General features: G+C 45.2%; 14 protein-coding genes, 2 tRNA genes and 1 other RNA gene. 16 read left to right on the top strand and 1 reads right to left on the bottom strand.

The genetic code is table 11. The features are described from left to right. Nucleotides 1–79 precede the first annotated feature (79 nt). The 14 genes from ruvC (at nt 80) to nadA (ending at nt 9,573) form a co-directional block, all read left to right on the top strand. Entirely contained in the window at nt 80–598 is a 519-nt protein-coding gene (gene ruvC, locus A3739_RS12465; RefSeq protein ID WP_068476754.1) for a crossover junction endodeoxyribonuclease RuvC, read from the top strand. 43 nt (nt 599–641) lie between these two features. Further along, on the top strand, nt 642–1,247 hold the full coding sequence (gene ruvA, locus A3739_RS12460; RefSeq protein ID WP_068473367.1) for a Holliday junction branch migration protein RuvA: 606 nt from the start codon (nt 642–644) through the stop codon (nt 1,245–1,247). A gap of 89 nt (nt 1,248–1,336) precedes the next feature. Beyond that, nucleotides 1,337–2,362, top strand: a complete 1,026-nt coding sequence (gene ruvB / locus A3739_RS12455) for a Holliday junction branch migration DNA helicase RuvB (protein WP_068476756.1) — start codon at nt 1,337–1,339, stop codon at nt 2,360–2,362. Between the two features lie 5 nt (nt 2,363–2,367). After that, entirely contained in the window at nt 2,368–2,778 is a 411-nt protein-coding gene (locus A3739_RS12450; RefSeq protein WP_068473881.1) for a YbgC/FadM family acyl-CoA thioesterase, read from the top strand. 10 nt (nt 2,779–2,788) lie between these two features. Continuing rightward, nucleotides 2,789–3,463, top strand: coding sequence for a protein TolQ (gene tolQ / locus A3739_RS12445; RefSeq protein WP_068476757.1), 675 nt, complete (start codon nt 2,789–2,791; stop codon nt 3,461–3,463). Between the two features lie 15 nt (nt 3,464–3,478). Continuing rightward, the gene (tolR, locus tag A3739_RS12440; protein WP_068476759.1) at nt 3,479–3,895 is read left to right on the top strand and encodes a protein TolR; all 417 of its coding nucleotides are present in this window, start codon (nt 3,479–3,481) and stop codon (nt 3,893–3,895) included. Further along, the gene (gene tolA, locus A3739_RS12435; protein ID WP_068476762.1) at nt 3,892–4,833 is read left to right on the top strand and encodes a cell envelope integrity protein TolA; all 942 of its coding nucleotides are present in this window, start codon (nt 3,892–3,894) and stop codon (nt 4,831–4,833) included. The genes tolR and tolA overlap by 4 nt, the downstream gene beginning before the upstream one ends. A 67-nt stretch (nt 4,834–4,900) precedes the next feature. Continuing rightward, nucleotides 4,901–6,151 carry a Tol-Pal system beta propeller repeat protein TolB gene (gene tolB / locus A3739_RS12430; protein WP_231876482.1) on the top strand — a complete coding sequence of 417 codons (1,251 nt, stop codon included), beginning with the start codon at nt 4,901–4,903 and terminating at the stop codon, nt 6,149–6,151. 181 nt (nt 6,152–6,332) lie between these two features. Next, on the top strand, nt 6,333–6,878 hold the full coding sequence (gene pal / locus A3739_RS12425) for a peptidoglycan-associated lipoprotein Pal (RefSeq protein WP_068476764.1): 546 nt from the start codon (nt 6,333–6,335) through the stop codon (nt 6,876–6,878). 7 nt (nt 6,879–6,885) lie between these two features. After that, nucleotides 6,886–7,794: a tol-pal system protein YbgF gene (gene ybgF, locus A3739_RS12420; protein ID WP_082878387.1), complete on the top strand. Its 909-nt coding sequence runs from the start codon at nt 6,886–6,888 to the stop codon at nt 7,792–7,794. A gap of 103 nt (nt 7,795–7,897) precedes the next feature. Next, a tRNA-Lys gene (locus A3739_RS12415) sits at nt 7,898–7,973 on the top strand. Between the two features lie 114 nt (nt 7,974–8,087). Then, a tRNA-Lys gene (locus tag A3739_RS12410) sits at nt 8,088–8,163 on the top strand. 46 nt (nt 8,164–8,209) lie between these two features. Continuing rightward, nucleotides 8,210–8,345, top strand: a non-coding RNA gene (locus A3739_RS12405) — RtT sRNA. 193 nt (nt 8,346–8,538) lie between these two features. Continuing rightward, nucleotides 8,539–9,573 carry a quinolinate synthase NadA gene (gene nadA, locus A3739_RS12400; protein WP_068476766.1) on the top strand — a complete coding sequence of 345 codons (1,035 nt, stop codon included), beginning with the start codon at nt 8,539–8,541 and terminating at the stop codon, nt 9,571–9,573. Nucleotides 9,574–9,645: 72 nt separating this feature from the next. Here nadA and A3739_RS12395 read toward each other — a convergent pair whose 3' ends face one another. Next, a complete protein-coding gene (locus A3739_RS12395) occupies nt 9,646–11,073 on the bottom strand; it encodes a M48 family metalloprotease (protein ID WP_068501580.1) in 1,428 nt (475 codons plus the stop codon). 117 nt (nt 11,074–11,190) lie between these two features. On the opposite strand from A3739_RS12395, the gene A3739_RS12390 reads away from it, so the two are divergent. Both A3739_RS12390 and A3739_RS12385 read left to right on the top strand, forming a co-directional pair. Then, nucleotides 11,191–11,424, top strand: coding sequence for a sulfurtransferase TusA family protein (locus tag A3739_RS12390; RefSeq protein WP_068473027.1), 234 nt, complete (start codon nt 11,191–11,193; stop codon nt 11,422–11,424). Nucleotides 11,425–11,430: 6 nt separating this feature from the next. After that, a complete protein-coding gene (locus tag A3739_RS12385) occupies nt 11,431–12,489 on the top strand; it encodes an AI-2E family transporter (protein WP_068476770.1) in 1,059 nt (352 codons plus the stop codon). Nucleotides 12,490–12,503: the final 14 nt, after the last annotated feature.

Below are 12,503 nucleotides of genomic sequence, written 5' to 3'. Positions count from 1 at the left end.
CTCCCATTTCTTATATTTAATGGCGTGTCACGTTATACCCCTTTAAACTCGCCTGAATTGTTTTGCTTGTAAGATCTTTATGTCAATTATCTTAGGGATAGATCCTGGTTCTCGAATTACCGGTTATGGTTTGATCGAGTTTAAGGCCGGTAAAAGCTATTACATAGGTAGTGGGTGTATTCGCGTTCAGAAAGATTCGCTCGCTGACAAGTTGGGGTTGATTTTCAATAGTGTTACGCAGCTCATTCAGCAATATAGTCCTGATGAGTTTGCGATTGAAGAAGTGTTCATGGCGCGTAATGCAGATTCAGCACTTAAGTTGGGTCAAGCAAGAGGTGTTGCTATTGCGGCTGCTAATGTTGCTGGCTTGCCAACTAGCGAATACGCTGCGCGCAAAGTGAAACAGGCTTTGGTAGGCAAGGGATCAGCAGATAAATCTCAAGTCGCGCATATGGTGGTCAATATGTTGGGTTTGAATGCTACGCCACAGGCAGATGCAGCGGATGCTTTGGCTGTTGCCCTGTGTCATGCACATATGCAGCAAAGCTTAATAAAAATGACCGGTGCGACGCGCAGTCGACGCGGTAGAGTAAGTTAATAAGGCTTGGCTGAAAGTCTGTTTTGATAATTTAGGAAGTATTTTGATTGGAAAAATAAAGGGTGTGCTTGAATCTAAAAATACCCATCAAGCACTCATTGACGTCAATGGCCTGTGTTACGAGTTAGATGTTCCGTTATCAACTGCATTCTCGCTGCCAGAGATTGGCGAGCAGGTAGTGTTGTATACGCATTTTGTTGTGCGTGAAGATGCTCAATTGCTTTATGGTTTTTCTTCTCTCTCGGACAGAGATGTCTTCCGAGTACTCATCAAGGTGAATGGTGTAGGGCCTAAATTAGGTGTCGCGATTCTGTCTGGTTTAAATGCCTCAGATTTGAAGCGCTGCGTTGAACTTGAAGATGTTAGCGCGCTGGTAAAGCTTCCGGGTATCGGCAAAAAAACAGCAGAGCGTTTGTTGATTGAGTTGAGAGATAAGCTAGGCGCTGTAGCAACCGAAAACGATGGCCTTGGAGAGATGGAACAAGCTGCCGTTGCTTTACCAGAAGAGTCAGTCGAGCAAGAGGCAGAGGCAGCATTAACCGCATTAGGTTACAAGCCGAGTGATGCGGCGAAGCTCGTGAAGAAGAGTTTTGAAGCAGGGATGTCTGTCGAGGATCTTATTAAGCAGGCCCTCCGTTCGCTCAGCTAGCTAGTGTGTTTGGCACTGTAACTGATATTTAACTTTCGTCAGTGTGCTTGAGATGTACACTAGTTTTATTCATCACTCTCTTTTAAGCCATGATTGACGCAGACCGCCTAATTTCCGCCGCGCCCAATAGCGGCGGCCGCAGTAAGCAAGAAGAAGCACAAGATCGTGCTATTCGCCCGAAATTACTAGCTGACTACGTAGGTCAGCCTGTTGTCAAAGAACAAATGTCTATTTTCGTTGAGGCAGCAAAAAAACGAGAAGAGGCACTTGATCATGTTCTTATTTTCGGTCCGCCTGGCTTAGGTAAGACAACGCTCGCGAATATCCTCGCTAATGAACTTGAATCTAACATTCAGTCTACGTCTGGGCCGGTGCTCGAAAAGGCAGGCGATTTAGCGGCCTTACTCACCAACTTAGAAGAAGGCGACATTCTTTTTATTGATGAGATTCATCGTTTAAGTGCGAATGTCGAGGAGGTTCTTTATCCCGCGATGGAGGATTATCAGCTCGACATTATGATTGGTGAAGGCCCAGCAGCGCGGTCTATTAAGTTGGATTTGCCCCCGTTTACACTGGTTGGCGCTACCACGCGCGCCGGACTATTAACGTCACCACTGCGTGATCGATTCGGTATTGTTCAGCGCCTCGAGTTTTATAGTGTCGCTGACTTGGCGAGTATTGTGGAGCGTTCTGCTCGCTTATCTGGAATTCATATTGAGTCACAGGGTGCTGTCGAGATTGCTAAGCGTTCTCGTGGTACGCCGCGTATTGCTAACCGCCTTTTGCGTCGCGTACGAGATTATGCGGAAGTTAAAAGTGACGGAAGCATTACTCAGAAGGTCGCTGATAAGGCCTTAAATATGTTGAGTGTAGATGAATGCGGTTTCGATCATATGGACCGAAAGTTACTGCTCACGATGATTGAGAATTTTGGTGGTGGTCCAGTAGGCGTTGAGAGTATGGCTGCCGCAATAGGTGAAGAGCGAGGAACGATCGAGGATGTTCTCGAGCCTTATTTAATTCAGCAGGGCTATATGATTCGCACGCCTAGAGGGCGAATGGCCACTGAAAAGGCATGGTTGCATTTTGGTTTAACGATGCCTGTAGGGGAATAGGATAGATGGATCCTTTTTCACTGCCTATTCGAGTCTATCTCGAGGATACCGATGTTGGTGGTGTGGTGTTCTATGCCAATTATCTAAAGTTTTTCGAACGTTCTCGTACTGAATTTGTCCGTACTCAAGGGTTCGAAATGCGGCGCTCGCTTTCAGATGGGGTGAGTTTTGTCGTTGCTTCCTTGAATATTAATTATCGAAAGTCAGCTTATTTAGATGATGAGTTGCTGATATTCACTGAAGTACTAGAAATAAAACGATCATACTTTGATGTTAAACAATGGGTTGAGCGCGTTGGTGAAAAGGGCGTGACACTCGTTGAGGCGCAAGTGCGTGTAGCCTGCGTTGATCTTGATAGTGGTCGGCCACAAGGTATGCCAAAACAATTAGTTAGCGCTCTGCAGGGCGTGTCTTAGGGGATTTATTTTGGAAAATCAGATTTCTGTTTGGGGCTTGATCGCAGACGCGAGCTTGTTGGTGCAATTGGTTATGCTGGCTTTGTTGGCTGCATCCGTTATTTCTTGGTATCTAATTTTTCAGCGTAAAGCTTACTTCCAAACTGCTAAAGCAAACCAAGTTGAATTCGAAGAGCGATTTTGGTCTGGAATGGATCTCAGCCGTCTCTATCGAGAATCCGAAAATGTGCCAGGTCTCGAGTACATATTTCGGGCGGGTTTTAAAGAATTTAATCGTCTTCGCCAAAATGACATGGATGCCGATGCGATCATGTCTGGAACGCAGCGAGCGATGCGCGTCGCCCTAGCTCGAGAAGCAGACCGACTCGACGCAAATTTGTCTTTCTTAGCGACTGTTGGCTCGACTAGTCCTTATGTCGGCTTATTTGGGACCGTTTGGGGGATCATGAATTCGTTTTTGGGTTTGGCGCAAGAGCAGCAAGCGACACTAGCAACGGTCGCTCCAGGTATTGCTGAGGCACTTATTGCAACAGCAATGGGCTTGTTTGCTGCGATTCCAGCGGTAGTTGCATACAACCGATTCTCAGCACATTCGGATAAGCTATACAACACTTACGAGACCTTTGTTGATGAGTTTGCAAGTATTCTCCATCGCAATGTTTACGCGACAGAAAAAGCAGAATAATAGCGAGGTTTAGGTATGGCGCGCAGCAAACGTAAACCGATGTCCGACATTAACGTCGTTCCATATATCGACGTGATGTTAGTGTTATTGATCATCTTTATGGTCACCGCACCTATGTTGACGCAAGGCATTAAAATCGATCTGCCGCAGGTCGAGTCAGCCCCTGTGATTGTCGAACAAAATCAAGAGCCATTAATCATCTCAGTTGATTTAAACGGGACCTACTACATGGAGATGAGTTCGTTATCGCAAGACCCGTTGGAGCTAGATTTCTTGCTTGAGAAAACTGAGGGCTTGTTATCTGCCAATCCTCAATTAGCTGTTTTAGTTCGTGCGGATAAAAATGTTGAATACGGTCTTGTCGTTGAGTTGATGGCGGCGCTGCGTTCGGCTGGTGCGTCAGGTGTCGGTTTGATAACAGAAGATCTATGATCAAGAAAGCGAATCGCCAGCAATACTCTCAAGTTTTAAGAGAAAGCATTGCATTGCTGAAGCAGTCTTTAACTAAAGGTCATCGACGTTATCTAACAGCGAGTGTGGTTTTGCACTTGGTCGTGGTGATTGTGTTGAGTTGGTCTTGGAGTGCGAGTGAGGCAGTCAAAACCTATGTCATTCCTGCAAGTATCGAGGCGCGAGTGTTAACCGCTGAGGAAATTGATCAACTACCGTACAAGAAAAAGCAACGTCAAGAAGAACAGGCGCGTCAGAAAAAGAAACAAGATGAGCTAAGAAAGAAAAAAGAAGCGCAAAGAAAGAAAGAGTTGGCTAAGAAAAAAGCAGAGGCTGAGAGAAAAAAGAAAATCGCCAAGGCTAAGCAAGAAGAAGCTAAGAAGAAAAAGTTAGCAGAGCAAAAGCGAAAGGCAGAGTTAGAGGCGCAACGAAAGAAGCGCGAGCAGAAAAAGAAACAAGAGCAGGCGAAGCGTCAAGAACCGCCTAAACCGGTAGAGGCTCCAAAGCCTGATCGACGTTTAGAGAAATTGGCTGAACAAAGAGAGAAAACGCTACGAGAGCAGCGTATGGCAGAGCGGCTTAAAGGTATTCAAGATCTCAAAGAGTCTGCGCAATCTCCAGAGCCTGTTTTTGATTTGGATGAAAAGACCAGATATTTATCGATTATTCGTAGCCGTATTGAATCTCGATGGTTCAAGCCGCCCGGGGCTCAAAACGACACTGTAGTACTGCGTATTCGATTGTTTCCTACGGGTGAGCTGCAGAGCGTAGATGTAATAGACAGTAGTGGTAACTCTGCTTTGGATCAAAGTGCATTGGCGGCGGTTAATGCGGTAGGTAAGTTTGAAGTGCCAAAAGAAACGGCATTCTTTGAAAAATATTTTAGGTCTTTTCAAATGAGCTTTAAGCCAGAAGCTTAGTTGGTATATGTGCGAGGTTAGGGTGTTGTTATTTCTATTTAGAGTTTTTTTGGTGAGCGCCTTTTGCGTGCAGGCAGTTTATGCTGAGCTTCGTATTGAGATTACCAAGGGGTCGGACGACGCCGTTCCAATTGCTGTTGTTCCATTTACTAATCGCACGAACCTAGCCCTTCCTGCGGATATCGCACGAATTATCGATGCGAATTTATTGCGTAGTGGAGATTTCGTTACCTTACCGACCAATAAAATGCTGAGTCTTCCTGATAAATCAGGGGATGTGTATTTTCGTGATTGGAAGATGCTAGGGCAGAGTTTTGTGCTGGTGGGGCAGGTTAGCTCAGATGCAGCGGGTAGGCGATTTCACGTCCAGTACGAGCTAATGGATGTATATAATCAGAAGCGCGTTGTCGGTGAGCTGATTTCTTCTAGTACGACGGGGATGCGACAGTTAGCGCATCGTATATCGGATAAAATTTATGAAGCGATCACGGGTGTGCGTGGTGCATTCTCAACCAAAATCGCTTATGTCACTTTAGATCTAAAGGGTGACGATGCTGAGTATCGACTTCAGTTAGCTGATGCGGATGGACAGCGTTCCAAGACCTTGTTTAAAAGTGCTAAACCAGTCTTGTCGCCTTCTTGGTCAAACGATGCAACACGTATTGCATATGTCTCTTTCGAGAGCGGTCGACCGGCGATCTATATTCAAAACATTAAAACTGGAAAGCGTAAGCAGATTACTAATTTTCGTGGTTTGAATAGTTCGCCTATGTGGTCGCCAGATGATAAGAAGCTGCTAATGACTTTGTCGAAAGATGGGAACGCTGAGATCTATTCCTATCATATTGCATCGGCGAGTTTGGATCGCTTGACCAATCATTATGGTATTGACACCGAAGGTAGTTGGTCGCGCGATGGTAGACGAATTGTGTTTACCAGTGATCGTTCTGGCACGCCTCAAATCTATGAGATGGATCTTGTCGAAAGACGTCCCGAGCGCTTGACCTTTAAGGGCCGTTATAATGCGCGTCCGCGATTTAGTTATGATGGTGAGAAAGTTTATTTTGTTCATAAGTCAACGCGTGATTACCATATCGCATCGATGAACGCTGACGGAACGGACCAATATATTTTGACGGACACACCTTTGGATGAATCACCTAGTGTGTCTCCTAATGGGCGTATGATCATTTATGCCACAAAGAGAAATGGTAAGGGTGTGCTCGGTGTGGTTTCCGTAGATGGTGATTCAAAGTACTTTTTACCGTCGAGTCACGGAGAGGTTCGTGAGCCGTCTTGGTCGCCTTTCTTAAACTAAACTAAATTTATACTAAGCTTTATTGTATGAAGTAAGGGGCTTGGTTAGACTGAGGCCAGTCCTCATGCTGTGCGTAGCGCTAATTTTTAGCTGATGCATTGGTAAAAAATACAGAATTAGTCTGTAATAAAACTATATTAAAACAGACATCAATTATCGTAGATCTGACAAAGGAAGAACAATGAAATTAGAAGCGTTCAAGCACGGTTTAGCACTTGTGTTGGCAACGACCGTATTGGTTGGTTGTGAAACGACGAGTACAAGTGATCAAGAAAGCGCAGAACCAACAGCAGAGCAAGGCGCTCAAACTAGTGGTGCTGCAGGTGATGAGCAATTGACTGAACAGCAACTTGCTGAGCAAAAAGCTCAGGCTCAAGCTGAAAAAGAACAATCGGCGATGCGCGAAGTGCGCACATTCTACTTTGATCTAGACCAATCTAGCGTCAAGGCTGAGTTCCGTGCTCCATTAGCGGCACATGCTTCTTATCTTGTGCAAAACCCTTCAGCGAAAATTGTGTTAGAAGGCCACTGTGATGAGCGCGGTACTAAAGAATATAACATTGCACTCGGTGAGCGTCGTGCTAACTCTGTCGCCCAATTCTTGAAGGTGAATGGTGTATCGGCTTCTCAAATTGAAGTTGTTAGTTACGGGGAAGAGAGTCCAGCTGTTGCAGGTTCAAATGAAACAGCATGGTCTAAAAACCGTCGTGTAGTGCTTCAGTACTAATTAGCATATGTTGAAGTATTCAAAACATAGAAAAGGGCTTCTTACGAAGTCCTTTTTTGTATCCCTTTGTTTTGCGTTATCTGCAAGTGTTTCAGCTAAGACACTTATCTTTCAATCGAAAGATAATAGTGCCTCCGAGCCTGTGTATGAGCAAGAGTCTGGCTCGCAAGTTCAAGCGTCTACTCCATCTGCGCCAGTCGCTCCTGCGGTTGGGCAAACTTCAAATATCAATTCTGAATTGTTCTTTATTGTCGAAGAGTTGAAGCAAGAGGTGATGTCGCTCAGAGGTGTTGTTGAAGAGCAGGCATTTGAGATTCGCCAGCTGAAGCGTCAATCTCTTGATCGTTATAAGGATCTAGATTCTCGGCTTCAGGAAATGGCAAAAGCGCGCGCTGAGTCGGTTAGCGTCGTTCAAAAACCAGAGCTTGTGACAGCTTCGCCAAATATATCAAGCGTTCAAGGCGCGGCGGTTGTGCCGGTTGTCGTTCAGGCTGATGTGAAGAGTGCCGCTGCTCCAGCAGAGTCTGCTCCGTCTGTTGATCAGGATCAGCAGAAGTTAGATTATCAAAACGCTTATGCTTATGTGACTAAAAAGGATTTTCCTGCTGCGGTCGATGCATTGCATGCCTTCGTTGAGAAGTACCCTGATGGAGATTTGACTGGCAATGCTTTTTATTGGCTCGGAGAAGTTTACCTTGTGTTGCCTCAGCTTGAGCAAGCAAAGCAGGCCTTTAGTATCGTCGTGAAAACGTTCCCGGGGCATCGTAAGTTGTCCGATGCGACGTACAAGTTAGGTGTTACATATGATCGTCTTCAGCAACCTGCCGAAGCCGAGCGATACCTGAAAATGGTTCAGGAAAAATTTCCAAATAGTACAGCTGCGAAACTTGCTAAAAGCTATACAATATCGCGCTAACTAATTGAAAAATAACAAGTTAAAGATTTTTTTTAGAATCGTAAAAAAAACCGTAAATTTGGCTTGTTATTTTTTTTAGAATCATTACTATATGCGCCTCGTCGGGTCGTTAGCTCAGTTGGTAGAGCAGTTGGCTTTTAACCAATTGGTCGCAGGTTCGAATCCTGCACGACCCACCACTTTTATATTTTTGAAGTGGTGCTCGGTACAACGAGCAGTGTCTGACTTTCCTTTCTAGGAATATATACTAAGGTGTGACACCAACCACGCCGCTCATCATGATGGTGATTCTTGGGTCGTTAGCTCAGTTGGTAGAGCAGTTGGCTTTTAACCAATTGGTCGCAGGTTCGAATCCTGCACGACCCACCACTTTCTTTCTCAGTACAAACTCCTATTTACCACTTGGTCACGCGACAACTAACTTTGTTCGTCCAGGATGAGAACCGTTAAGGTCCGAGCCGAGCAGCTTTGCTGCGAGACAACGTTGGCGCGCGCTCGTCACGACAACGACCCGAAGGGCGAGCGAAGCGAGTAATCCGCACGACATACCACTCTCTCTATCAGTAAAAAACAATCTTATTCTAAGCTCAGTCACGTAAGCGTTACTTATTTCCTTGCGAGATAAGAGCCGTTAATTTTTATGCTGCAGCAGTACAGTGTTCTTTTTACGAATAGCGCAGTAGTCCTAGCGCAGTGACTTTACTATAATATGCGCCGATTATTTCCACCGGATATATGTAATACATGAGTGACTTTCAAGACCGCGTTCTAGTACAAGAGCATTTAGCGCACGAAAAAATCCCACAAGCGATTGATCAAGCACAGGTAGATCAACTCACAGCAGAAATAAAAGGGCTGTTGAAACAGAACAATGCTGTGTTGATTGCACACTATTACACGGATCCGTTGGTTCAAGGCTTAGCTGAGGAAACCGGTGGGTGCGTGTCCGATTCACTTGAAATGGCACGCTTTGGCGCGAAGCACGAAGCTGAATCTGTGGTCGTCGCAGGTGTGCGCTTTATGGGTGAAACAGCCAAGATCTTAAGTCCTGAAAAGCGTGTATTTATGCCGACTCTTGAGGCGACCTGTTCATTAGATATTGGTTGTCCTGTTGAGGAGTTTTCTGCATTCTGCGATCAGCACCCCGATCGCACGGTTGTCGTGTATGCAAATACCTCTGCTGCGGTTAAGGCGCGGGCTGATTGGGTTGTTACGTCGAGCATTGCTCTTGATGTTATTGAGCACCTTGATCGGAAAGGCGAAAAAATAATCTGGGGCCCAGATAAGCACCTTGGTGGGTATATTCAAAAACAAACTGGTGCGGATATGTTGCTATGGGACGGTTCATGTATCGTGCATGAGGAGTTTCGCGCAAGTGGCATTAAGGATCTGCTAAAAATTCACCCTGACGCTGCTGTGCTGGTTCACCCTGAGTCGCCCGATGCAATGGTCGAGCTGGCTGATGCGGTTGGTTCGACATCGCAACTTATTAAAGCGTCTCAAACTCTTCCGAATGACAAATTTATCGTTGCTACAGATAACGGTATTTTTTACAAGATGAAGCAGCTTAGTCCTGAGAAGATGTTCATTGAAGCGCCAACAGGTGGAAGTGGTGCGACATGTCGTAGCTGTGCGCATTGCCCTTGGATGGCGATGAATGGCTTGGAAGGTATTCGTGACGTTTTAAAAGATGGGGCTGGCTGCGAGGTTTTTGTTGATGATGACTTGCGCAAGCAAGCCTTAATTCCTCTGGAGAGGATGTTATCGTTTAAAGCTTGATGATGTTTATCATCCAGTGAAAACAGATTTGTTCAATCTGTCATTGATTCTTAATTATTCCCGCTTTTTTGTTTAGAAAGGCGGGTTGTCTTTTAGCTGGTAAGCGTAGTCGAGTTGTCGCTTCATAATGCTCGCTAATCTGCTTTCTGGCTTCGCCTTCTTAATTCCTATTTGAAGTTGCTCTATAGCTTGGTTGAGTCTGCCAGTTAGTAGGAAGAACTCAGCACGAGCGCGATGCAGGGCGACAATGTTGCCAGCTTGTCCGTGAATTTCTGCGAGTAAATACCAGATAACAGGGTTATCCGCGCGCGTTCTACTTTGTGCGATGAGGAGCGTCTCCGCTTCGGAATAGCGTTGTTCTTGCTCGTAAATTTCTGCGAGTAAGATCGCGGCAGAATAGTTGTTCGGATTGAATTCGAGCAGCGTTTTAAGTCGCGCTATAGACGCTTCAGCATTCCCAGAAAAATATTCTGCTTCTGCTAAAAATATGCTGATCACTGGGAGTGCTGGATACTTGGCATGTAGTTTCGTCAGTATTTCTAAAGATTCTTTAGGTTTGCTATCAAATAAGGCGTACGCCAGTGCGAATCTTGTCGCATCGACATTTTTATGCTGACCTTTTTCTATAGTTGATCGATAGTATTTGATCGCAGACTCTTTCGACTCTGCGAAATCTGTTGCGACGATCGCTTTAGATATATGAAATTGAAAGTTATCACGGTATTGCTTGATGGGATATTGTTCGGCGCGGTTTTTTGTATCGGCAACTCGATTTTCAGATAAGGGGTGAGTTGAGAGATATTCGGGTGGTGAAGAGCCTTGTAGTCTTGCATTTTTGAGCATGGTTTCGAACATGCGTGGCATTGCTCTTGGATCGAAATTAGATTTGTACATGGTTTCGATGCCAATTCGGTCTGCTTCTTCTTCGTTCGAGCGTGAATAGCTAAGTGCTTTTTCTACAGACATCGCTTGGGTTGATGCAAGTGTCGCGATTCCTGCCTCGGCGCCAGTTGTGGCTGCGATTACAGCGCTTGCCAATATGCCTGCGAGGGTTAGCGGGGTGCTGAGCTCCTGCTTTTGAAGTCGTCGTGCGTAATGGCGTTGACTCAAATGCGCCAATTCGTGAGCAAGAACAGAAGCAAATTCTTGTTCATTCGCGGCATGTAAAAATAGTCCCGCATTGATACCGATAACGCTTCCGGGTACCGCGAACGCGTTTAACTCTGGGCTGTTAAGGATGACAAAGCGAAATGATTTGTCAGCGACTGTAGAGTTCGGGGCGAGAGAGTAGACAAGTTGTTCAAGATATTCTTCGACGCTAGGTTGTTCATAGGTGCGAACTTGGCCTCGTAGCGCAGATAGCCATGCAGTGCCTAACTCGCGTTCCTGTTCGATCGAAATGATTGTAGAGCTTGCGTTTCCAAAGCTTGGAAGCTCGGATTCATTTGCCTGAACAGAGAGTGAGAATAAGATTGCTGCAAAGAAAATAGAGCGCTGCATTTGAGCTAGTTGATCTCGGTGTTAATGTTATTGTGTTCTTTATAGTAACTGTACGTTGATTCCTAGTCACGAAAGCTTATTATTGCAAACCTTAAAATATCATTACCAAGAACAAATATGAGCGATTACGACCACCTTGTCGATGCGCGAGGAGAGGCTTGTCCAATGCCTTTGTTGCGCGCGAAATTGAAGTTGAATGAAATGTTACCAGGACAAACTGTCAAGGTGATGGCAACAGATGCCGGGTCTGTGCGAGATTTTGAAGCCTTTATTGGGCTAACTCCTCACGCTCTAGAAACAGCGCATTCTGATGACGAATACGTTTATTTAATTACGAAAAGAGATAAATAGAACCGTATGTTGAAGATTGTACAATCTTGGGTGGAGCGTTATTTTTCTGATGAGCAAGCGATTGTTCTCGCGTCATTACTTGCCATTGGATTTGGTGTCATCCTGCTGTGGGGCGATATTCTTGCACCTGTTTTAGCATCGATAATCATTGCGTTTGTATTGCAAGGAGCTGTTTCTTGGTTGAACAAACGTGGGCTACCGCAATTACTCTCTGTGACAGTGGTTTTTAGTACCTTTTTGTCCGCGATTTTCGCTTTGATATTTGCTGTTCTCCCTTTGGTTTATTCGCAGTTTGAGTCTTTGGTAAATGATTTTCCCAAAATAGTGAGCACGCTACGTGTCTATGGGGATGATCTGCAGGAACGTTTCCCCGCGTTCTTCCAAGGTGATGAAATAACGCTCGCATATCAGCAGCTATCGGAAGGCTCAGCGCAGGTCGTTCAATGGATATTCTCTCATTCACTATCAACGCTGCCAGTGATTGTAAGTGTGATGATTTATCTCATTGTTGTTCCGATCTTAGTGTTTTTTCTCTTGAAAGATCGCACGAAAATTTTGATGTCGATTGATGCAGCGCTCCCGTCAAAGAAAGGCCTAATTCAGCGAGTCTCGCTCGAAATGAATGAGCAGTTTTCTAACTATCTGCGTGGCAAAGCGATAGAGATTTTCGTTGTCGCCGTTTTTACCTATATTGTGTTGCAGTATTTCGGTCTTAATTACGCAGCGTTGTTGTCAATGCTTGTTGGCTTGTCGGTGTTGATTCCCTATATCGGAGCGATAGTTGTAACGATCCCGGTCGCCTTGATTGCTCTGTTTCAATTTGGTCTTACGGACGAGTTTTACTACGTGTTGATCGCATATTTTGTAGTGCAAGCGATTGACGGTAATGTGTTAGTTCCTTTGCTGTTTTCTGAGGTGGTTAATCTTCACCCGATTCTCATTATCGTCGCTGTATTGTTTTTCGGTGGTGTGTGGGGTTTTTGGGGAGTGTTCTTCGCGATACCTCTGGCAACGCTGGTTAAGGCAGTTTTAACGGCATGGCCAAGGGTGGATGCTGAAGCTTAGAAGGAAGTAAAACG

Source organism: Oleiphilus sp. HI0067 (genome assembly GCF_001635735.1).
Note: the sequence above shows the minus strand (reverse complement) of the source record. Positions and strands in the feature narration are given on the sequence as shown.